17 protein-coding genes and 1 pseudogene are annotated in these 21,920 nt (G+C 70.6%); 10 read left to right on the forward strand and 8 right to left on the reverse strand.

What is annotated here, in order from left to right; translation table 11 throughout:
* Window positions 1-29: 29 nt before the first annotated feature.
* From OHA25_RS45400 to OHA25_RS45410, 3 genes are read left to right on the forward strand one after another with little or no spacing between them, the layout of a single operon-like run.
* Complete coding sequence (locus OHA25_RS45400) at window positions 30-1,634, forward strand: SPFH domain-containing protein (RefSeq protein ID WP_327583078.1); 1,605 nt, start codon at window positions 30-32, stop codon at window positions 1,632-1,634.
* Window positions 1,634-2,875 carry an SPFH domain-containing protein gene (locus OHA25_RS45405; protein WP_327583079.1) on the forward strand — a complete coding sequence of 414 codons (1,242 nt, stop codon included), beginning with the start codon at window positions 1,634-1,636 and terminating at the stop codon, window positions 2,873-2,875. Before OHA25_RS45400 ends, OHA25_RS45405 begins: the two co-directional genes overlap by 1 nt.
* A 9-nt stretch (window positions 2,876-2,884) precedes the next feature.
* Window positions 2,885-3,658, forward strand: a complete 774-nt coding sequence (locus OHA25_RS45410; RefSeq protein WP_327583080.1) for a sporulation protein — start codon at window positions 2,885-2,887, stop codon at window positions 3,656-3,658.
* Here OHA25_RS45410 and OHA25_RS45415 read toward each other — a convergent pair.
* Window positions 3,655-4,440, reverse strand: coding sequence for a class I SAM-dependent methyltransferase (locus OHA25_RS45415; protein ID WP_327583081.1), 786 nt, complete (start codon window positions 4,438-4,440; stop codon window positions 3,655-3,657). The two genes, OHA25_RS45410 and OHA25_RS45415, sit on opposite strands and share 4 nt — an antisense overlap.
* A 148-nt stretch (window positions 4,441-4,588) precedes the next feature.
* Here OHA25_RS45415 and OHA25_RS45420 point away from each other — a divergent pair, with 148 nt between their 5' ends.
* The 4 genes from OHA25_RS45420 to OHA25_RS45435 all read left to right on the forward strand — a co-directional run bounded on the left by OHA25_RS45420 (window position 4,589) and on the right by OHA25_RS45435 (window position 7,457).
* Entirely contained in the window at window positions 4,589-5,662 is a 1,074-nt protein-coding gene (locus OHA25_RS45420; RefSeq protein WP_305922069.1) for a hypothetical protein, read from the forward strand.
* 12 nt (window positions 5,663-5,674) lie between these two features.
* Entirely contained in the window at window positions 5,675-6,298 is a 624-nt protein-coding gene (locus tag OHA25_RS45425; RefSeq protein WP_327583082.1) for a hypothetical protein, read from the forward strand.
* A 10-nt stretch (window positions 6,299-6,308) separates the two neighbouring features.
* Window positions 6,309-7,109 (forward strand): inositol monophosphatase family protein, encoded by an 801-nt coding sequence (locus OHA25_RS45430; RefSeq protein WP_327583083.1) that lies wholly within the window; start codon window positions 6,309-6,311, stop codon window positions 7,107-7,109.
* Window positions 7,110-7,214: 105 nt separating this feature from the next.
* Window positions 7,215-7,457, forward strand: a complete 243-nt coding sequence (locus tag OHA25_RS45435) for a hypothetical protein (protein ID WP_327583084.1) — start codon at window positions 7,215-7,217, stop codon at window positions 7,455-7,457.
* 4 nt (window positions 7,458-7,461) lie between these two features.
* Here OHA25_RS45435 and OHA25_RS45440 read toward each other — a convergent pair whose 3' ends face one another.
* The gene (locus OHA25_RS45440; protein WP_327583085.1) at window positions 7,462-8,634 is read right to left on the reverse strand and encodes an SLC13 family permease; all 1,173 of its coding nucleotides are present in this window, start codon (window positions 8,632-8,634) and stop codon (window positions 7,462-7,464) included.
* 58 nt (window positions 8,635-8,692) lie between these two features.
* Between OHA25_RS45440 and OHA25_RS45445 the strand changes: the two genes are divergently transcribed.
* Window positions 8,693-14,263 (forward strand): TIR domain-containing protein, encoded by a 5,571-nt coding sequence (locus OHA25_RS45445; protein WP_327583086.1) that lies wholly within the window; start codon window positions 8,693-8,695, stop codon window positions 14,261-14,263.
* Between the two features lie 71 nt (window positions 14,264-14,334).
* Window positions 14,335-15,057, forward strand: a complete 723-nt coding sequence (locus tag OHA25_RS45450) for a hypothetical protein (protein WP_327583087.1) — start codon at window positions 14,335-14,337, stop codon at window positions 15,055-15,057.
* An 8-nt stretch (window positions 15,058-15,065) separates the two neighbouring features.
* Here the strand turns inward: OHA25_RS45450 and OHA25_RS45455 are convergent, their stop codons facing one another.
* Together OHA25_RS45455 and coaE are read right to left on the reverse strand one after the other, a co-directional pair.
* Window positions 15,066-15,617 (reverse strand): AAA family ATPase, encoded by a 552-nt coding sequence (locus OHA25_RS45455; protein ID WP_327583088.1) that lies wholly within the window; start codon window positions 15,615-15,617, stop codon window positions 15,066-15,068.
* 265 nt (window positions 15,618-15,882) lie between these two features.
* On the reverse strand, window positions 15,883-16,485 hold the full coding sequence (coaE, locus tag OHA25_RS45460; protein WP_327583089.1) for a dephospho-CoA kinase: 603 nt from the start codon (window positions 16,483-16,485) through the stop codon (window positions 15,883-15,885).
* Window positions 16,486-16,532: 47 nt separating this feature from the next.
* Between coaE and OHA25_RS45465 the strand changes: the two are divergent.
* Window positions 16,533-16,673 (forward strand): annotated as a pseudogene (locus OHA25_RS45465) (Clp protease N-terminal domain-containing protein); the annotation flags it as partial.
* Window positions 16,674-17,106: 433 nt separating this feature from the next.
* Here the strand turns inward: OHA25_RS45465 and OHA25_RS45470 are convergent.
* From OHA25_RS45470 to OHA25_RS45485, 4 genes are all read right to left on the reverse strand, one after another.
* The gene (locus OHA25_RS45470) at window positions 17,107-17,580 is read right to left on the reverse strand and encodes a GNAT family N-acetyltransferase (RefSeq protein WP_327591139.1); all 474 of its coding nucleotides are present in this window, start codon (window positions 17,578-17,580) and stop codon (window positions 17,107-17,109) included.
* 85 nt (window positions 17,581-17,665) lie between these two features.
* On the reverse strand, window positions 17,666-18,802 hold the full coding sequence (locus OHA25_RS45475) for an epoxide hydrolase family protein (protein ID WP_327583090.1): 1,137 nt from the start codon (window positions 18,800-18,802) through the stop codon (window positions 17,666-17,668).
* Between the two features lie 330 nt (window positions 18,803-19,132).
* Window positions 19,133-20,620, reverse strand: a complete 1,488-nt coding sequence (gene rpsA, locus OHA25_RS45480; RefSeq protein ID WP_305922059.1) for a 30S ribosomal protein S1 — start codon at window positions 20,618-20,620, stop codon at window positions 19,133-19,135.
* 192 nt (window positions 20,621-20,812) lie between these two features.
* On the reverse strand, window positions 20,813-21,907 hold the full coding sequence (locus OHA25_RS45485) for a polysaccharide deacetylase family protein (RefSeq protein ID WP_327583091.1): 1,095 nt from the start codon (window positions 21,905-21,907) through the stop codon (window positions 20,813-20,815).
* Window positions 21,908-21,920 lie beyond the last annotated feature (13 nt).

Raw genomic sequence — 21,920 nt, forward strand, 5'->3', positions numbered from 1 at the left:
ATTCGCCTGTAGCGGAAAAGGAAGGTTCCATGTCACGACCCAGAGAGGCACTGATCCAGGCAGGTCAGGGCATAGCCCAAGCGGTCGCCCAAGGAGGTGATGTGCGACAGGCGATGGGACAGGCCGTGGGACAGGTCGTCGACCAGGCGGGGCAACTGGCCGGCCAGGGCCGCGGCTTCGCGCTGAACCCGCACGACTTCGCCGCCGCGCGTGACGGAGGCGCCTCCGTCGGCACGCTCATCGAGGCCAGGACGGCGTCGCTGACCGAGGCCGGGGAGATCGTCAACCGCAGCTTCGCCGAGAACGGCATGCACGTCATCTCGCCCGTGGTGATCCCCAAGGGCAGCACCGCGAAGGTGATCGTGCCGCTGGGCATCCTGGTGGTGCTCGGCCTCATCGGTGCGCTCGGCAACGTCATCCCGAACACCGATCTGATCTTCGGGCCGCACTACTGGGTGGTGCTGGTCCTGGCCGCCGTGTTCCTGTGGTGGCGGCGCAGCGTGGTGATGGTGCCCGAGGGCTGCAAGGCGCTGATCACGCAGTTCGGCAAGCTGGTGCACATCGCGGACCCGGGCCGGGTGACGCTGTTCAACCCGTGGAAGCGGGTCAGCTACATCGTCAACACCACTCGCGAGTACCCGTTCAACGCGCCGATCAGCGAGGCCCCGACCCAGCAGGGCGTCAAGGCGAGCGTTGACCTGTTCCTGCAGTTCAGGATCGAGAACCCGGCGGAGTTCATCTTCGTGCTCGGCTCGGTCAGCGGCTTCCAGTCCAAGCTGCAGAACGCCATCAGCGAGGTCACCCGCTCCCTCATCTACGCCCAGCGGGCCGAGGAGATCTACGACCTGGTGGGCGAGAGCACGCTCGGCATGCTGGAGAGCCTCAACCAGCAGTTCCTGCCCGCCGTACGGCTCACCGACGTGAACATCACCCACGCCGAGCCGTCCAGCCAGGAATACCGCATGGACCTGGCCGCCCCCGAGATGGTCAGGGTCGCCAAGGAGGCATACACCTACGAGTACGAGCTCCAGCTGCGCAAGGAGCAGAACGAGGGCGACCTGATCAAGGAGCTGGCCGGGCTGCAGGAGACGCTGAGCGCCATCCAGGCGGAGATCGCCGGTTACCAGGCCCGCATGGACACCGCGCTCGAACGCGCCAGCCACCAGGCCAAGGCGCAGGCCAGGCAGCGCCTGGTCGAGGCCGAGTCCACGGCCAACGCCAACGCCGCGCTCCTGGAGGCGCAGGCGCTGGACATCAGGGCGCTGTCGGCCGCCGAGGCGCCCGAGATCCTCGATTACCGCTTCCAGCAGGACCTGCTCAACAAGCTCGAGTCGGTCGCCACCAGGCTGCCTCAGGTGGTGCAGGTCGGCGAGCAGACCGACATCGACTTCCTGGCCCTGGCCCAGCAGCTCGTGGGCGGCAAGGGCACGGCGTTGTTCTCGGCCGAGGACATGGCCGCCATCCGCGGCAGGCTCGACGAGATCGGCGCCCGTGTGGAGAGCCGCGAGTCCGAGATCGCCGCCCTGCTCAAGAAGGCCGCCGCCGACGTGAGCGAGCCCCAGGCCCCGCCGGAGCCGGACGCGGACCTGGAGCGCACCGTCCAACGCCTGCTGCCCGGCAAGGGGGAGATCTGATGAGCCGCGAGTTCTCGAAGATCAAGGAGTCACTCGCCTCCTGGGGTGAGATCCGCCAGCTGCTGCGCGGCGGCGAGCAGGGGCAGCTCGTGCCCGTCGTGATCCCCAAGGACCGGCGCGGCTTCGCGTGGATGTCGCTGGTGTTCCTGGCGATCTACTTCGCCGGCATGGCGGCGCTGACCGACTTCACGATCATCGCGGCGCTGGTGGCACTGGCCCTGCTGCTGCTGGCGGCGGTCACGATGTGGCGCAAGGCGATCATCGAGATCGAGGAGGGCACCACCGGCGTACGCAGCCGCTGGGGCGCCATCACCAGCACGCTCCCGCCGGGCCGCCACTACCTGTGGCTGCCGTGGGACCGGGTGGACGCGGTCGTGGACACCTCGACGGAGATCCCGTACTCGGCGCCGATCGTGGCCTGCCCGACGGCCGAGAACGTGCCGCTGAAGTCGATCGAGTTCTTCCTGAAGTTCAGGATCGTGGATCCGGTCGCGTTCGTGCGCACGATCGGCGCGGGCAACTTCGACCTGGTGCTGTCCAGCGCGGTGCAGGACGCGATCAGGCAGCGCAGCCGGCGGGTCAACACCGAGCGCGCGTACGACCTGCGCGGCTCCGACGTCGGCGACATGCAGGACGCGCTCAACCGTCAGCTCGGCCGCTACGGCGTGCGCATCACCGGCGCGAACATCCCCGACGTGCAGCTGCCGGACCAGTACCAGCAGCACCTGGCCACCCGCGAGAAGGTCGCCAAGGAGCTGTCGGCCTACGAGCGCGAGTGGGAGCTGACCCGCAAGCGCCGCATCGACACCCTTCTGATGGAGATCGAGCGCTCCAAGAAGACCCGTGATGCCCGCGTCGTCGAGGTCAAGGCCGCCCACAACAACGCGCGCAAGAACGTGGCGCGCATGCTGGAGGAGCAGGAGACCGAGGCGCAGCGGGTGACGTGGGAGATCGAGGCGCGGGGCAGGGCCGACCTGACCTCCGCCGAGAACGAGGCCAAGGCGCTGCGCCGGCTGGCCGAGTCGTACCGGGACAACCGGGCCGTGCTGCAGTACGAGCTGGCCCGTAAGCGCCTCGACGTGGGCGCCAAACTGGCGGAGAACGCACCCCAGGCGCTGGTCGTACGCACCCAGCAGGGGCAGGCGGACTCCGCGCTCTCCACCCTCCTCCTGGCCCAGTTGCTCCCCCGCATCTCGGGCACAGGAACCGGCCAAGTGAACGGCCACACACCTTCCGCATAGGAGAACCCCATGGTGTTCCGCAAGTTGATGGCCGCGTTCGGCGCGGGCGTCGAGGTTGACACGGTGTTGACCAGCACGGGCGTGCGCCCCGGCGAGCCGCTGCGCGGCGTCGTGCACTTCCGCGGCGGCAACTCCGAATACAAGGTCGAGGGCATCTACATCGACCTGACCGCGGTGGTCGAGATCGAGTCGGGCGACAGCGAGTACAAGACGACCTACAGCTTCCTGCGCCAGCAGGTCGCGGGGACGTTCCAGCTCGCCAAGGGCGCGCAGCACCAGCAGCCGTTCGAGGTCATGATGCCGTGGGAGACGCCGATCAGTGCGATCGCCGGGCACCCGCTGCACGGGATGAAGCTGGGCGTGCAGACGGAGCTGGCGCTGGCGGGCGCGCTCGACAAGGGCGACCTCGACCCGCTGTTCGTCAGCCCGCTGCCGGCTCAGGAGCACGTGATCGGCGCGCTCGACCGGCTGGGCTTCCAGTTCAAGAAGGCCGACCTGGAGCGCGGCACGTTGTACGGCTCGACGATGCCGTTCTTCCAGGAGATCGAGTATTACGCCGGCGGGCAGTGGCGGCGCTACTTCAACGAGCTGGAGCTGACGTTCATCGCCGGGCCGCGCCAGATGGACGTCATCCTGGAGGCCGACAAGCGGGGCGGCTTCCTGACCTCCAGCCACGACGCCTACAACCGGTTCACGGTCCGCTATGACGACCCGCCGAACTCGGCGGACGCCGCCCTGCAGCGGGGCCTTGAGCAGATGGCCCGCCATCGCGGGTGGTTTTAGACGATCGTGACGGCCAGGAGGTGGCCGCTGACGCCCAGCAGGGACGGCTCGGACTCCAGGCGGCGGGCGGCGTCGAGCAGCAGCTCGCGCCGCTCGTCGTCGTCCAGCCAGTCATCGACGTCGCCATAGAGCCAGAACGCGCCCTCCAGGCCGTAGCGGCGCGGCTCGGGCAGGCCGGCGTCGGCGAACTCGCCCAGGATCTCGTCGGGTTCGTGCAGGTAACCGCGGAACCCCATCTCCCGGGGAGAGATCATCACGCCTGTCTCGAGCGCGTGGTACTCGGCCACCTGGTGTTCATCGCGCGTGAGGTATCCCTGGTAGACGCTGTCGTGGAGGGCGGCGAACCGGCTGATGAACGCCACCGCCACCAGCCCGCCGGGGCGCACGGCGCAGCGGGCCTCGGCCAGGGCACGTAACCGGTCGGCCCGCTCGGGCAGGTGGTAGAGCGGGCCGAGCAGCAGCGCAGCGTCCGCCTCGCCGTCGGGGACCGGCAGGTCGCGGGCGTCGCCGAGGCGCGCTGTCACGCCGGGCAGCGCCGACGCCTCCTTGACGTGCAGCGGCACGGGGTCGATCAGCTCGACCGCATACCCCTCCGCCGCCAGCCATTCGGCGTGCACGCCCGTGCCGCCGCCCACGTCGAGCACCCGGGCGGGCGCCGGCGGAAGGGTGCGCAGCAGCACATCACGCGTGCGCAGGAACTCCAGCCGGTTGCGGCCGTGCCGCAGCCTGGTCAGCTCACCGCCGCGTTCGTAGTAGCCGAGGACGGCTGGATCCACGATCATGCCCAGGAATCCTACAGAGCGGCCCTGATCGGACTCGAGGCAATATTCCCCGGTACCTTTCGCCAGATGATCGTTCTCTGGTGGTCGCGTGGCGCGGTCGTTACCATAACCTCGGGAACTGACTGATCGTCGAACGGCGGGGCGAACGATGACACGGTTCATGGCGGCGGTGAAAAGAGTCGCCCCATGGGCGGCGCGCAACGCCGACGGCGCCATCGCGCTCGGCCTGGCCATCGTGGTCGGCGTGCTCGGCATCATGCCCGACCGGATCTTCGGCAAGGATGGCGAGAAGATCCAGGACGATCTCGTCAGTGCCGCGACCCTGGTCATGCTCGCGCTCGTGGCCACCGCGCTGCTGCGCGACCGCGCCCGCCAGGCCCCCGTCGAGAAGGCGATCACCTCGGGCGTCCTGGCCGAGCTGCCGGTGCGGCTGGCCCGCCTGGAGCAGATCGAGACGCTGGCCCACAGCACCCGCCGCGCCCTGGACGCGCTGCAGCTGGTCCGGGTGCTGGGCAGCCGGCAGGAGATCGCCCAGTCGCACGCCGAGGCCCGCAAGGACACCGTCAGGTGGAGCTTCAAGGGCGGCACCGGCACCTACCTGCGCGCGGTCACGCTCCCCGCCTGCGTGGCGGCGGCGCGCAGGGACAAGCGCCACCTCACGGTCAGGATCGAGGTGATCGACCCGGCCGACGCCGAGGTGTGCGAGGCGTACGCCCACTATCGCCGCTCGTTGTCCGACGTGCCCGACGGCACCGGCGAGACGTGGACGACCGACCGGGTCAGGAAGGAGTCGTACGCGACGATCCTGGCCGCCTTCTGGCATCGGCAGCGCTACGGCCTGCTCGACATCGCGGTGGGCCTGTCGCGGACGATGACGACGTTCCGCTGGGACCTGTCCACCACCCGCCTGATCATGACGGTCGAGGATCCGAACATGGCGATGACGGCGCTGGCGGGCACGTTCTACTACGAAAACTGCGACACCGAGTTGCGGCTCAGCTTCGAGCAGGCCCGGCGGGTGCCCCTGGAGATGTACAAGAAGGCGCCGCTGAGCGATGAGCCGACCATCGAGGAGGTGCAGGAGTTGTTCGAGCGCATCGGGATGCCCCTGCCCAAGTCCTACAACGGCCATGACGTCGTGGACATCGCCCGCAAGGCGTTGCGCGCGGTGGATCCGTATGGTGAGGCGCATCCAGCGGCTCACCGGCGAGACGGCACGTGAGTACGGGGGGCCATGAGCTACCACGGAGTGCACCGGCTGTTACGCGAGGGCCGGGCCCGGTCGTGGGCCCTTGAGGTGCTGGCGGGTCCGGTGACCGCGGTGCGCCACCCGCTCGGCTTCGTCTGCCTGCCGCTGGAGCGGGACGGAGCTCGCGGCGGCGAAGGGGTATGCCTGCATCTGTGGTCCGACTCGCTCGCGCATGCCGAGAGCACGACCTCACAGATCCACTGCCACAGCTGGGATCTGGTGAGTCACGTGCTCTACGGGCAGATGCGCAACGTGCACGCGGTGGTCAGCGACGCCGGCGCGGACGCCACCCATCGGGTCTTCGAGGTCGTGAGCGGGGCCGACGGCGACCACATCTCGCCGACCGGCCGCACCGTGCGGCACGCGACCGGCCTGGTGGAGGTGTTCGGCCCCGGCGACACCTACACGCTGCCGTCCGGCCGCTTCCACAGCAGCGTCGTCCCCGAGGGCGGCGAGGCGGCCACGATCGCGCTGGGCCGCGGCCGGCCCGGCAGCCGCGACCTGTCGCTGGGCCCGCTGGGCGCCGGGCCGCACCACGTGTCCAGGCAGCCGCTGGACCGCGACGAGACGGCCCTGGCCGTACGACTGATCACCGCGCACCTGACCTGAGAGGCACCTGATGGACCTGGACCACGCTCGCACGGTCGCCGTCGAAGCCGCCGAGGCCGCCGGGGCCCTGCTCCTTGCGGGCACCCGCGGCGCGGTCGGGGTGCGCGCCAAGGGCGAGGCGGGCGACGTGGTCACCGATCTCGACCTGGCCTCGGAGAAGCTGCTGCTGGAGCGCATCCTGACCGTCTATCCCTCGCACTCGGTGATCGCCGAGGAGTCGGGTCTGGTCGGCGCGGCGGGCGGCGAGTGGACGTGGCTGGTCGATCCGCTGGACGGCACCAACAACGTGGCGATCGGGCTGTCGGCGTTCGTGGTGGGGGTGGGGCTGTGCCGGGACGGGCTGCCGGTGCTGGGCGTGGTGCACGATCCGGTCTCCGCCCAGACGTGGTCGGCCGTCAGGGGGCGTGGCGCGCTCTCTTCGGGAGGGGTGCGCCTGGCGCCGCCGTACGCGCCGCGCCCGCACGGGCCGCTGCTGGCCTGGACCCAGGGGCACGGAGTGAGCAGAGGCGACGCGACCGTGCGCGCGCTGAAGCAGGCTCTGGAGCTCCACGCGCGCAGGGTGCTGCAGCTGTGGGCGCCGCTGCTGTCGTGGGCGATGCTGGCGCGCGGCGACATCGACGGCATCGTCGGCTACCAGGCCGAGCTGGTGGACCTGCCGGCGGGCGCGCTGCTCGCCCAGGAGGCCGGCATCGAGATCAGGACGCTGGACGGCGGCCCGTTCGAGGCGTGCATCGACACCACGGCCGAGCAGCGCAGTTTCGTCGCGGCGCACCCGCGTGCCATCCCCGGGCTCCTCGCACTCGTCCAGTGAGGAAAAGTACGCGAATAATGTGTGTCGAATGTCGATGAGTTCCTCCGCCGTTCGACGTCTATTTAGAGGAAGCCGGACAACGGCATTTCGCTAGAGGAGCCCGACATGATGACCACGACCGAGCTGGCGCAGGTGCTCTTCACGACCACCCTGCAGCCGTCCGACGAGCTGTCCCCCTGCCAGATCCGCGAGGCCGTGGACGAGCGGCTGTGCGCGTGCGGCGGCGACCCCGCGTGGTGCGCGGCGTACGTGGCCCAGGAGGCCGGCGACCACCCCGAGACGTACGTGGTGCGGATGCGCTGGGCGCTGACCGCCGTCGCCGGCGCTTACGCCCTGGCCGCCGCCTGACGGCTCAGCCGAACGCGACCAGCGCCCACACCGTGGCGACCAGCCCCACGACGGCCAGCCCGGCGCCGGTGAGCAGGAAGCGGCGCATCGGCACCTTGACCCCGTGGCGGCGGCACGACTCGAACCACAGCAGGGTGGCCAGCGACGCCCACGGCGTCACGACCGGCCCCACGTTGGTGCCGATCAGCAGGGACAGCAGACGGTCCCGCTCGGCGGCCGGGATGACGGTCTCGACCGCCTGGTAGGCGGGCAGATTGTTGATCACGTTGGACAGCCCGGCGCCCACGGCGGCCGTGCGGTAGGGATCACCGTCGGCGCCGACCATCCACGCCATCAGGTCCGACAGACCGTTCCTGCTCAGCATCGGCACGACCAGGAACAGCCCCGTCACGAGGATCACCAGCTGCCACGGGAAAAGGCTCCAGGTCAGACGCTCGCGGGCGCGCACCAGGAAGGCTCCCACCACGATCGCGGCGGCCGTGGTGGCGGCGACCGCGACATGCGCCTTGAGCAGCAGCATCACGATGAACAGCAGGCATCCGGCCGAGGCGGCCGCGAACAGCATCCGGTCGGCGACCGGCTCCACCACTGGCGGCGTGTACCGCAGGTCGCGCCGCTCGCCCCGGCGCCAGAAGAACACCCACAGGAACACCATCGTCACCGCGATGGAGGCGATCTGCGGCGCCCACATGCGGGCGGCGAACTCCTGGGCGTCGAGGCCGATCTTCTCCATGCCGAGGAGGTTCGTCAGGTTGGAGACGGGCAGCAGCAGGCTCGCCGTGTTGGCCAGCCAGATCGTGGTCATGGCCAGGGGCAGGGCGGCGATGCGGGCCTTGGGCGCCAGGGCGAGCATGACGGGGGTGAGGAGCACCGCCGTGGTGTCCAAGTTCAGAAATATCGTGACAAAAGACGCGAAAGCGACACAAAGAAAGAAGAGTGCGGCGTAATTGCCACGGCCCAGCACCGCCATCCTGGCCGCGATGGCGTCGAAGACCTGGGCCTCCTTGGTGAGCTCGGCCAGCACGATGATGGCGACCAGGAAGATCAGCAGCGGGCCGATGTCGTCCAGGCTCTCAGCCGCGGCTTCCCAGGGCAGCAGTCCGACCGGCACCGAGACCACACCCAGGACGAGCAGCCCGATCCTGATCCAGTCGAGCACCCCAAAACGCCGCCACACCCGTCGATGATCGCACAACGTCTCCAAAACCCTTACAGCGCAAGGGATACTGAGCGACATGGCACGTGACGGCAGGCCGACCGAGATCTTCGTCAGCTACTCCCCGGCCGACACGGCGTGGGCGACGTGGATCGCCTGGGAGCTCGAGGCGGCGGGCTACAAGACCATGATCCAGGCCTGGGACTTCGTTCCGGGCACCAACTTCATCGACTTCATGGACCGCGGGGTCACCGAGGCGCAGCTGGTCGTGGCGGTGCTCTCGCGAAACTACCTGACCTCCCGCTACGGCCGGATGGAGTGGCAGGCGGCGCTGCGGGCCGACCCGGACAACCCCTCCAACAAGCTCGTCACGATCCGGCTGGAGGACGTCCAGTTGGAGGGCCTGCTGTCCACGATCACCTGGGTCGACCTGCTCGGCGTCACCGACCCAGGGCAGGCCAGGGCGCTGCTGCTCGGCCGGGTCAGGGAGGCGCTGGCAGGCCGGGCCAAGCCCGAGGCGGCGCCGGCGTTCCCCGACGGGTCCGGCCTGCCGGTGGCCGCGCCGACGCTGCCGCCGCCCGGCGCGGAGCGGGCCAGGGCGCGCCGCGCGCCGGTCACCGCGCCCAAGTTCCCGCCCGCGGCGAGCTCCGACAGCGGGCGGGAGTCGATCAGCGTGCTGCACATCGGCGGCCCGCGGTTCGGCAGGGCGCTGCCCGACCCCGGCGACCCGTTCACGCCGGAGGACATGCAGGCGCGGATCTGGGCGGACCTGACCGGCATGTACGACCGGGGCATGCCCCGCCCCGATCTGATGATCGTCAGCGGTGACCTGACCGAGTCCGGCAGCCTGGGGCAGTTCGGGCAGGCGACGCGGTTCGTGACCGACCTGCGGCTGCTGATCGGGCTGGAGCCGCACCGGCTGGTGCTGCTGCCGGGGCCGCGCGACGTCACCAAGGCGGCGGCCAGCGCCTACTTCATGACGTGCGAGGCCGACGACGTGAGCCCGCAGCCTCCCTACTGGCCCAAATGGCGGCATTTCGCCGGGTTGTTCGGCGAGGTGTACCAAGGGCTGGACGACCGGGTGTTCGACGGCGGGCAGCCGTGGACGTTGTTCGAGGTGCCCGACCTGAAGGTGGTCGTGGCGGGTCTCAACTCGACGATGGCGATGAGCCATCTGGAGCGGGACGCGTACGCGCTGCTGGGCGAGGCGCAGGCGGCCTGGTTCGCCGAGCGGCTGCGGCCGTACGAGGAGAGCTCCTGGCTGCGGCTCGGCGGGCTCGGGCACCCGCCGGGCGCGCTGCGGGACGCGCCGACGTTCGAGCGGCTGCTCGCGCACCGGCTCAACCTGCTCTTGCACGGCGGATCCCGGGAGGCCGCCGACGGGCGGATCGCCGCGCCGCGGGCCGGGCGGCACCAGGTCGTGGAGATCACCCCGGACGGGCTGCGCACCTGGCGGCCCGACGAGCGCGAGCCCGAGCTCGTGCCGTACAAGTGGCGGGCCGCGCGGGCGACGTTCACCGGCGAGGCCCCGCCCGCCCCGCCGTCCGGGCCCAAGCCGGACGAGCGCGAGCCCAGCCCGGTCGAGCTGCTGCTGGACCGGATCACCGAGGTCTGCGAGGCCAGGCACGAGCGGGCCAAGATCCGCAGGTTCGCCGCTCATCTCGTGGTCACCCACCCGGAGGACGGGTTCGTCCGTCAGACGATGATCGGCGCGCAGGCCGGCGAGGTGACCGCGGAGGCGGCCGACGCGTTCGTCCGGCAGGCGCACGCCACCGGTCTGGCCGCCGAGCTGGTCTACCAGGGTCCGCCGGCCCCGCGCGCGGTTCGCGACGACCTCATGCGCAAGGGGGTGCGGCTGCGCAGCTTCACCGAGTTCCAGGGCCTGCTCGACCTGACCGGCTACGTCACCGAGCAGACGGCCAGGCTGACCACCGACCGCCGCTACCCGCCGGACCTGTACGTGCCGCAGCGCTACCGCGAGCTGGACCGGCCCGGCAGCCAGGTCCGGCACGAGCTGACCGACGAGCTCATGCGCCTGCTGGCCACCGACCACGGCCGGTTCCTGCTGCTGCTCGGCGACTTCGGGCACGGCAAGACGTTCGCGCTGCGCGAGCTGGCCCGCCGCATCCCGGCCGAGCTGCCGCACCTGACGCCGATCCTCATCGAGCTGCGCGCCCTGGACAAGGCGCATTCGGTGGACGCCCTGGTGGCGGCGCACCTGGCCGGCCACGGCGAGGAGTTCATCGATCTCAAGGCGTTCCGCTACCTGCTGCGGCAGGGACGGATCGTGCTGCTGTTCGACGGGTTCGACGAGCTGGTGACCCGGCTGACCTACGACCGGGCGGCCGACCATCTGGCCACGCTGCTGTCGGCGGCCGAGGACAAGGCGAAGATCGTGGTGGCCAGCCGGACCCAGCACTTCAAGTCGAACAGCCAGGTGCTGACCTCGCTCGGCGAGATGGTCGGGGTGCTGCCGCAGCGGCGGGTGCTCAGCGTCGAGGACTTCACGCCCGACCAGATCCGCTCCTACCTGGACAACAGGTTCGAGGACGGCGCCGAGGCCAGGGCCCGCATGTCGCTGATGGGCGAGATCAAGGACCTGCTGGCGCTCGCGCAGAACCCGCGCATGCTGAGTTTCATCGCCGACCTCGACGCCGACCGGCTGCGTACGGTGGCCGGCGCCCGCCACACGCTCAGCCCCGCGCTGCTGTATGAGGAGATCCTCGGCTCGTGGCTGGCATTCGAGGAACGGCGGGCCAGGCTGCCCGGCTCGGCCACGGCGCTGAGCGTCGAGGAGCTGCGGCGGGCGGTGACGGCGCTGGCGCTGCGGCTGTGGGAGACCGGAGAGTCGCTGCTGGGCGTGGACGAGCTGACCGAGATCGGCGAGACGCTGGCCGATCTGGCCGGCGGACAGCTGTCGGCCGCGCACGCCGCGCACGCGATGGGCTCGGGCAGCCTGCTGGTGCGGACCGAGGAGGGCATGTTCGGGTTCATCCACGCCTCGGTCATGGAGTGGCTGATCGCCCGGCACATCGCCGTGGACGACGTCACGCTGCTGTCCCGAAGGCCGCTGTCGGCGCTCACGGTGGAGTTCCTGTGCGACCTGGCCGACGTGCGGGTGCTGCGCGCGTGGGTGGCGGATCCGCCAGGCGACGACGTGTCCCGGGCGAACGCCGTCAAGATCGCGGCCAGGTTGCGCACGCCCGCCCGCGCCGACCTGCGCGGCGCGAGCCTCAAAGGCGAGGACCTGTCGGCCAGGGACCTGCGGGAGGTCGACCTGACCGGCGCGGACCTGTCGGAGGCGACGCTGGCGGGCACGAACCTGTCCAGGGCCGTCCTGCGTGACGCCAAGCTGGTGGGGGCCCGGCTGGACGGCGCCGTGCTGACCGGGGCCGACCTGACCGGCGCCGACCTGACGGGGGCGCGGCTGGCGCAGGTGGACCTGAGCGACGCCGCCGTCGAGGGCGCCCGCTGGCACCGCACCTCGCTGATCAACGTGACCGGGACGCTGCCGCACCTGCCCGGCGCGGCGGTGGTGCCGGGGCAGCCGGTGGAGGTGGAGTTCGCGCCGGCCGCGATCGGCGTCCCGTACGGCTATCACTTCCAGACCACCCGCCTGCCCGAGCCTATCGCCTACAGTCCCGACGGCGACATGATCGCGATCGGCAACGAGGACGGCAGCGTGCTGCTGTGCGCCGGCGGCGCACCCGTACGCACGCTGCAGGGGCATCGTGGCCGCGTGTATGCGGTCACGTTCGCGGGCGAGCTGCTGGCCACGGGCGCCGGCGATGGCCTGGTGCTGGTGCGTGACGCCGTCACCGGCGAGCTGCGGCACACGCTGACCGGCCACGCCGACGGCGTCTGGCCGGTGCGCCTGAGCCCGGCGGGCGACCTGGTGGCGGCCGGCGGCGGGGACGGCGTCGTCCGGGTGTGGGAGACCGCCACCGGGCGGCTGGTCCACGAGCTGGACGGTCACGAGGCGCCGATCTACGCGGCGGCGTTCGTCCACGGGGCGCTGGTGACGGGCGACACCGCGGCCGTGGTGCGGGTCTGGGACCTGGCCTCCGGGCGGATGACGCGCACGCTCGACGGCCACCGTGGCAAGGTCTACCGCGTGGTGGCAGGACCCGGCGGGCGGCTGCTGGTCACCGGCGACGAGGCGGGCGCGCTCAGGGTGTGGGACACCGCCACGTGGGAGCTGCTGCACACGCTGACCGGTCACCAGGGCAGCATCTACAGCGTGGCGTTCTCGCCCGACGGTTCCCTGCTGGCCTCCGGCGACACGGCCTGCAGCGTGCGCCTGTGGGACCCGGTGAGCGGCGTGGCGCGCGGGGTGCTCACCACGCATCCGGCGTTCGTCTACCACGTGGCGTTCAGCCCCGACGGCCGCACCGTGGCGAGCGGCGACTCCAGCGGCGTCATCAGGTTGCAGCCGGTGGACGGCGGGCAGCGGGTGGAGTTGTCCGGCCACCGGAGTTCGGTCTGGCCGTTCGCCTACCGTCCCGACGGGCGCCAGCTGGTCACGAGCAGCAACGACGGCACGGTGCGGCTGTGGGACCCCGACACGGGCAAGTGCCAGCGGGTGCTGCGCGGGCACGGGCGGCGGATCTCGTCGGTGCGCTTCAGCGCTGACGGCTCGATGCTGGCGACCAGCGGCAACGACGGCGTCGTGCGGGTATGGGAGCCGCGTACGGGGCGGCGGCTGCGGGAGTTCACCGGCACCTCCGACCGGCTGATCTCCGCGGTGTTCTCCCCCTCCGAGCCGGTGCTGGCCACCTCCAGCAACGACGGCGGCGTGCACCTGTGGAACGCCACCACCGGCGACTACGCGCGCGAGCTCAACGCCGAGACCGATCACGTCTGGGCCGAGGCGTTCAGCCCCGACGGCGACATGCTGGCCACGGCCAACGACGACGACAGCGTCAAGATCTGGAACCGGCCGACCGGGCGGCTGGCGGTCAACCTGATGGACCACCGCGGGCGAGTGCGCTCGATCGCGTTCAGCCCCGACGGCGCGTACGTGGCCACCGGCTGCGACGACAAGCTCGTCCGCATCTGGCACGTGGCCTCCGGCGGCCGGGTGGCTACCCTCGAGGGGCACACCGACCGGGTGTACGCGGTGGCGTTCTCCCCCACCGGGCGTCATCTGGCCAGCGCCGGCAACGACGGCAGGGCCATGGTGTGGGAGCTGCGGCCGGCCCAGCCGTGGCAGCCGCGGCTGGTGCACACGCTGGACGGGCACGACGGGCGGCTGTGGAGCGTGGCGTTCGACGCCACCGGCGACCGCTTGGCCACCGGCGGCGACGATCTGATGGTGCGGGTGTGGGACACCGCCAGCGGACGGCGGCTGCACGAGCTGGCCGGGCACGCCCGGCGGGTGTGGTCGGTCGCCTTCAGCCCCGCCTCCGATCTGCTGGCCAGCGCGGGCGACGACGGCGTGGTGATCCTCTGGGCGGGGGGCGAGCGGCAGGCGACGCTGCTCGGGCTGCCCGAGGGGTGGGCGGCGCTGGCGCCCGACGGCCGCTACAAGATCCATGGGGCGCCGGCCGGGCAGTTCTGGCACGTCATCGGGATGTCGCGGTTCGAGCTGGGCGAGCTGGACCCCTACCTGACGACGGTGCGGCAGGTCGCGCTCGACTCACCCTTCTGACGTGCCGGCCGAATGGCGCACGAGGCCCCCGGCGCGGGAGGTGTGGAAAGATCCATGTACATAAGGTGTCGGTGCCGTCGAGCATCGCGAAGGGGATCACGTATGCCTACCTGCCGGAAGCCGCGCTCGTGACCGGCGAGCGGGACTCCGACCCCGGCTCAGTGGCCGTCGCCGAGCCGGGCTCAGAGGCCTGGCCGGTCGTGGCCGGCGAGCGGGATTCAGCGGGCCGGAGGCGGGCCGTCAAGATCGCGGTCGTGCTGGTCGGCGTGGTCAACCTGGTCGTGGCGAGCATCCTGATCGGGATTCCCGGGTTCAGGACGACGCTGGACCGCGTTCCCACCCCGGCCGGTGATCGCGGCACGCCTCCCGCGGCGGCCCTGAGCCGCAGTCCCGCCGCCACCCCGGCCCCGACCTCCGGCCCTCCCGACGCGAGCACCCGGATCTCCAGCACCCCGGCCCTCGCCGCCCCGGACTCCACCCCAGCCGCCACCCCGGACTCGGCCGGTGCCACGCCCTCCGGCATCCCGGACGCGCCCGGCGCCGTCCAGCCGCAGGGCGCCCGTGCGACGCGGACCCGGGAACCACGGCCGCGCTCGATCCGCCCGCGAGCGGTCCGCCCCAAGAAGCCGGTCGTGATCCGGCACACGGACGAGGTGGTCGCGAGCAGCTCCAGGACCCCCTCGGCCACCCCGGCCACCGACCCGCCAATCTCCCCTTCCGCCCCGGCCGCTCAGCGCCGCACGGGACAACTGCCCGGCCAGGCAATGCTGGACGATGGGACCGCATCCGGCTGAGGCGTGCTTCAGAGGCCGGCGAGCTGGGAGATCCCGGTACGGATCGCGGTCACCCGGTCGGGTAGCGGCCCGGCGGGGACGTCGATGAGGCGGTAGCCGAATGCGCGGTAGGTCTGCTCATGGAGGCGTTCGAACGTCAGGGAGTCTTCGAAACTGATCCGGCGGGCCTCGGTCGGCTCGCAGAAGCCGAGATTGCGGACGAAGAACACATTCCGGTCGTAGATCTGCTCTCGCGTGATCCTCTCGATCTCCGTGGACAGGGCCGAGGAGATCGAGTGCCCGACAAAGGTGCTGAGAGCGTGCGTGCAGATGGGCGAGCGGTCGAAGAACTGCACGCACGATTCGGAGGTGATCGGCTGCATCTGCCGCCGTCGTTGCAGGGCCACGATCGTGTCGATGAAGGACGGCCGGATCCACGGCTCGGCGACACCGCGCGCCTGCTCGTCCGCGATGACCGCCGTGGCCGCCTCCTCGACCGTCGCGTATCCGAGTGCCGCCAGACACCGCAGGATCGTGGTCTTGCCGGCACCTGGGGTGCCGGTGAGGATGTAGCGCTTCATCGTCGTCTGATCGCCTTTCTGATCACACCGGAACGATCTTGCTCATGAGCGCATGCGGACGCGGCAGGGAAGATCACCTGGGACTCGTCGGTGGGATTCCACGAGCGTCCGGGCGCCGGAGCCCGGTCGGCACGGGTCGGGGCACGGTCGGGGCACGGTCGGCACGCGGTCGGCACGCGGTCGGGCGCGCAAAAAGGGGATCGCAGACGGTACGCGGTCGGCACGCGGTCGGGCGCGCAAAAAGGGGATCGCAGACGGTACGCGGTCAGCCGCGGGCGGCGCGTCGGCGCAGGTCCTCCCACACCTCACTCACTCGCATGTCCAGCTCATCCAGCGAGCCCTCGTTCGGGACCACGATATCCGCGACGGCCAGCCGCTCCTCCCGGCTCGCCTGCGCCGCGATGCGGGCCTTGGCGTCGGACTCCGCCATCCCCCGGTGCTCGGCCAGCCGCCTGATCCGCACGCGGTCGGCCGCGTCCACCACGATGACCACGTCGTACATCGGGGCCAGCTTGTTCTCGGCCAGCAGCGGCACGTCGTACACGACGATCGCGTCATCGGCCGCCGCACCCTGCAGCTGCGCCACCCGCTCCCCCACCAGCGGATGCACGATCGCGTTGAGCGCCGCCAGCCGCTCGGAGTCGGCGAAGACGATCGACCCCAGCTTCTCCCGGTTGAGCGAGCCGTCGGGACGGAGCACCTCTTCCCCGAACGCGGCCACCACCCGCGCCAGGCCGACCGTGCCGGGCTCGACCACCTCGCGCGCGATCTTGTCGGCGTCGATCACGAGGGCGCCCCTGGCCGCGAGCCGCTTGGACACCTCGCTCTTACCGGAGCCGATGCCGCCGGTGAGCCCAATCTTCAACACCGGGAAAGCTTATCCACCAATGTCGCATACGGGGTCATCATCGACGTATGACGACCACAATCGTAGGGGCGGCGCACGACCAGGCCACGGCGGTCGGCGACGACTGGGTGGGGCCGCCGCACATCGTGCTGGCCCTGCTGGCCGGCGACTCGATCGCCGCCCGCGTGCTCGCCGAGGCCGGGCTCGACCGGGCGCGCGCGCTGGAGTGCATGCCTCGCCGCCGCACCAGGCCCGGACACGGGGCAGGCGGCTTCGCCAACCCCGCCTTCCACAAGCTGTACGGCATGGCCACCGGCCTGGCGCTGGCCGCCGGGGACCGGAGCCCGGCACCCGAGCACTGGCTGCTCGCGCTGGCGTACGAGGCGCAGAACAGGGAGGCGACGCCGCTCCACATGTTCGGCCTGGACCCGGCACGGGTGGTCGAGGCACTGCGCGAGCACGGCGTGCGGGTGCCGCCGATCGACCCACCCGTGTACGTGCCGTGGCGGGGCCGGCACCAGATTGTCGTGCCCGCGTCCCGGCTCCAGCCGGTGCTCGACCGGCTCAACGCCGAGCATCCGGCGGGTTCGGAGTGGCGGTGGGGCTGGAACTGGGTCGACGACGACATGGCCCGCGCCATGATCATTGCTGAGGAGGGGATCGATCTGGCCGCGGCCTGCGCAGGTGAACCATCGTCAGATGATCGTCCATCCGCTCACGGTGCGTCTCCCGATAGCCCAGGCGGCGGTAGAGCCGCAGATTGGCCTCCGACAGGTGCCCGGTGAACAGGTCGAACGCCGTGGCCTCCGGCAGCTCTTCGTGCAGCGCGCTCAGCAGGGCCGTGCCCAGCCCTTGGCCCTGCCGGTCGGGGGCGACGACGAGGCGGCCGACCACGCAAGTGGTGCCGGACAGTTGCCCGCGTACGGCGCCGACGATCCGGCCGGCGTCGAGCGCCTTGAGCACGACGGCGGTCTCGATGACCTTCCGCAGCTGCTCCAGCGACTCGACGAGCGGCAGGATGTAAGGGTCGCCGTAGAGCTGGGCCTCGCTCACGTACGCCGCCCGCTGCACGGTGAGGATCTCCCCCGCGTCCGCCGCCACCGCCCGTTCGATCATCACGCCCAGCACCCTATCCGTTCGGCGTGGCCGCGGCGGGCATGTCGGCCGCGTCAACCGCCAAGAAGGATCGGGCACGCCTCGGTTACCTAATAATCCGGAAAAATGCCCGGATGCCCTCCACCAGCGAGTCCGGAGCCGCCATGGCCACCATGTGACTGGGAGAATGGGCATCCCCCCAGTAGACGATGTTGTTCTTGCGCTCGGCGATCCGCCGCAGCAGCGCCGGGCCGCCATGGGTCGCCCCGGTCGGCACCGCGGTCTGGTCGATCGGCATGCCGGCCGCGCCCTCGTAATACGTCCACGACGACGAGCCGCCGGTCCCCGTCAGCCAGTACACGCTCGCGTTCGTCAGCACCAGGTCGCGATCGATGGGCTCGGCCTGCGATCCCCAGCCGTCGAACTCCTTGAACCGCTCGACCAGGTAGGCCAGCTGCGCCACCGGCGAGTCCGCGAACCCGTAGGCCAGCGTCTGCGGCCTGGCGGCGAGATAGGGCCCGTAGCCGCTCCCGCCGGCCATTCGATCGGCCAATTCCTTGAGCTCGGCCAGCTCCTCCTCGCTCGCCCCCTCCAGCTCGGCGGGGTCGCCGGTGGGGATGCCGAGGCCGGCTGTGATGACCGCGCCGGCCAGGTGCTCATGGTCCAGCACGGCCAGTTGCGGCGTCACCAGCGCTCCCGCGTCGTTGCCGTGCGCGCCGTACCGGTCGTACCCGAGCCTGCGCATCAGCTCGGCCCACGTGCGTGCCACCCGCTCGATGCTCCACGGCCGCCCGTCGGCGGGCTCGGGGAACGGCGAGAAAGCGAACCCGGGCAGCGACGGCGCGACCACGTGGAAGGCCATGTCGGGGTCGAGCCCGTGGCCACGGGGGTCGGTGAGCGGGCCGATGACGTCGAGCAACTCGGCGACGGAGTTCGGCCAGCTGTGCGTGATGATCAGCGGCAGCGCGTCCGGCTCCGGGGAGCGGACGTGCAGGAAGTGGATCGTCTGCCCGTCGATCGCGGTGGTGAACTGCGGAAAGGCGTTCAGCTTGGCTTCCTGGGCCCGCCAGTCGAACCCGTCGGCCCAGTACGCGGCCAGCTCGCGCAGATACTCCACCGGCACGCCACGGCTCCACCCGCCGCCCGGCAACTGGCCGGCCCATCTGGTCCGCCGCAGTCGTTCCTTCAGGTCTTCCAGGTCGGCCTGGGGCATCTCGATGCGGAAACGCTTGATCTCATCCATGCGTACGACGTTAAGGTCGAAAGCGGCAAGATTCGTTCCGCATTTCCGGCGTGATCGCCCGGCGCACCATGTGCCTTCACGCCGCTCCCAGCCGCGCATGGGACGCGCCCCCACGCCGCCACCCGGACGCCACACCACCGGACGCATACCAAGCGGCCCAGCGCGGCCACCCGGACGCGCATGCCACGCGCCCCCGCCACCGGACGCGGCATGCCAAGCGGCCCAGCGCCGCCACCCAACGCGGATGAGGCCCAGCGCCGTCGCCCGGCGCGGATGCCAAAAGGCCCCGCACGGCGAACCGTGCGGGGCCTCAGGAAGGGGCTAGATGCCTTAGCTCTGGCCGCCCGCGAGCTTCTCGCGCAGGGCCGCAAGCGCCTCGTCAGAGGCGAGCGCGCCGCTGGCGGGAGCCGACGACGAGGTGCCGCCGCCCTGCTGGGGCTGGGTCTCGCCGCTGTAGGTCGAAGGAGCAGCCTCGCCCGCCTCGGCCTCGGCCTTGCGGGCCTCCTCGATCTGCTTCTTGTGAGCCTCGAAGCGCTGCTGGGCCTCGGCGTACTGCCGCTCCCACTCCTCGCGCTGCTTGTCGAAGCCCTCGAGCCACTCCCCGGTCTCCGGGTCGAAGCCCTCGGGGTAGATGTAGTTGCCCTGGTCGTCGTAGGTCGCCGCCATGCCGTAGAGCGTCGGGTCGAACTCGACCTCGGTCCCGACACCTTCGTTGGCCTGCTTCAGCGAGAGGCTGATGCGACGGCGGTCGAGGTCGATGTCGATGATCTTGACGAAGATCTCGTCGCCGACCTGGACGACCTGCTCCGGGATCTCCACGTGGCGCTCGGCCAGCTCGGAGATGTGGACCAGGCCCTCGATGCCCTCCTCGACCCGGACGAACGCGCCGAACGGCACCAGCTTGGTGACGCGGCCCGGCACGACCTGGCCGATCTGGTGGGTGCGGGCGAACTGCTGCCACGGGTCTTCCTGGGTGGCCTTGAGCGACAGGGAGACACGCTCGCGCTCCATGTCGACGTCGAGGACCTCGACCGTGACCTCCTGGCCGACTTCGACGACCTCGGACGGGTGGTCGATGTGCTTCCAGGACAGCTCGGACACGTGGACCAGGCCGTCGACCCCACCGAGGTCGACGAAGGCGCCGAAGTTGACGATCGAGGAGACGACGCCCTTGCGGACCTGACCCTTCTGGAGGGTGTTGAGGAACGTCTGGCGAACCTCGGACTGCGTCTGCTCGAGCCAGGCGCGGCGCGACAGGACCACGTTGTTGCGGTTCTTGTCGAGCTCTATGATCTTGGCTTCGAGCTCGCGGCCGACGTAGGGCTGCAGGTCGCGGACCCGGCGCATCTCGACCAGGGAGGCCGGCAGGAAGCCGCGCAGCCCGATGTCGAGGATGAGGCCGCCCTTGACGACCTCGATGACGGTGCCGGTGACGATGCCGTCCTCGTCCTTGATCTTCTCGATCGTGCCCCAGGCGCGCTCGTACTGGGCGCGCTTCTTGGACAGGATCAGCCGGCCCTCCTTGTCCTCCTTCTGGAGAACCAGGGCCTCGACATGTTCGCCGACCTCCACGACGTCAGCCGGATCGACATCGTGCTTGATCGAAAGCTCGCGCGAGGGGATGACACCCTCGGTCTTGTAGCCGATATCGAGAAGGACCTCGTCTCGATCGACCTTGACGACGGTGCCCTCAACAATGTCACCGTCGTTGAAGTACTTGATGGTCTCGTCGATCGCGGCGAGGAAGGCTTCCTCGGACCCGATGTCGTTGACCGCTACCTGCGGGGTGCTCGAGGTGGCCTCAGTGCTGGACGTCATGTGTGGAATTGCTCCGAACGCGGACAGGATGTCGATGTGGCGGATGCGCGGCAGGCCCTCTTCCGCATCAAGCCGAGGAATTACGACATCGACGTGACCGAGCGCGAGCCCGCTCCGTCTGAGGCGCGCGCGAGCCCACAGCGCAGCGATCAGCATATGAGACCTGGGGCACGGGGTCAATCCGGGGAGAGGTCAATAGACGATGACCTGGAGCCCTCGCTTGGCGACGATATTACCCTGAAGTTCCTCCGGCATGGAGATCCGGTCAGGGTCTCCATCGGAGACGTAACGCTTGCCAGGGTGCTTGTCCAGCCATTCCAGCCAGTATTGCGAGCACCACTTGCGGCACTCGCCTTTCTTGCCGTTGCTCTGGATCCGCTGGATCGCCCCTCGATCGAAATTTTTCGCGTAGGGCGAAAGCGACGGCTCAGCTCCGGCGAGGAACACGCCGGAGAAATCATACCGGCTGCCATCCCAAGATCCGGTCCGCGCCGCCTTCTTGTCGCGGGGTAACGCCCCGTACGGCAGCGCCATGGTCGTGGACGGCGGCGCGCCGAGCTTCTTGAACAGCCGCTCGAGGCGGACGATCTGCTCGCGGACCCGCTTCCTCTTGAGCGCGCGCAGGTTGGGGTGGCCCCAGGTGTGGTTGGCCACCTCGTAGCCGTGCTCGGTCAGCCACCGTAAGGCGGCCGCCTGAGAGGTGTGGTCGCGCAGCCCGAACGGCTCCTTGTTGACCCAAAACGTGGCGACCGGCCGGAACCCCGGATAACGGGTGGCCACGTCCTGGATGACGGCCACGGCCGTGTCCGGAGCGGGGTTGCCGTTCACGTCCAGCGCGAAGTGGCTGGGATGCCCGTCGTCGAACGTCAGCACCACCGGGAACTTGCCCGCCGGCACGTGAATGTCGCCGGCAGCGAACTCCGCGGCGGTGATCGGCACGTAACCCCTCTTCGCCAGCTTCTCCAGCTCCTTCATGAGCTGGTCGGGTGTGCGGTCAAGGGAGGCCATCCGCTTGCGGAGGATCCGGTGGTACATCAGGACCGGCACCATCCCTAACTCGTTGGCGCCCACCTGCCTGGCGAACTCGGGCGTGGCCACGATCCCGGGCGGCTGGCCGACCGGGGTCAGGGTGGGCGCCGGGACGGTGTCCTGCGGCTTGGCGCCGGCCTGCGGCTTGGCGTGCGGCCGGGCTCCGGTCGGCAGGAGGCTCAGCCCGATGATCGCCACAGTGACCACGACGACGTTCGCGAGGCCGATGATCCTCGTGAGGGACGCTGATACCCGCACAGAACTCCCGTGC

This window comes from Nonomuraea sp. NBC_00507 (assembly GCF_036013525.1).
GTDB lineage: Bacteria > Actinomycetota > Actinomycetes > Streptosporangiales > Streptosporangiaceae > Nonomuraea.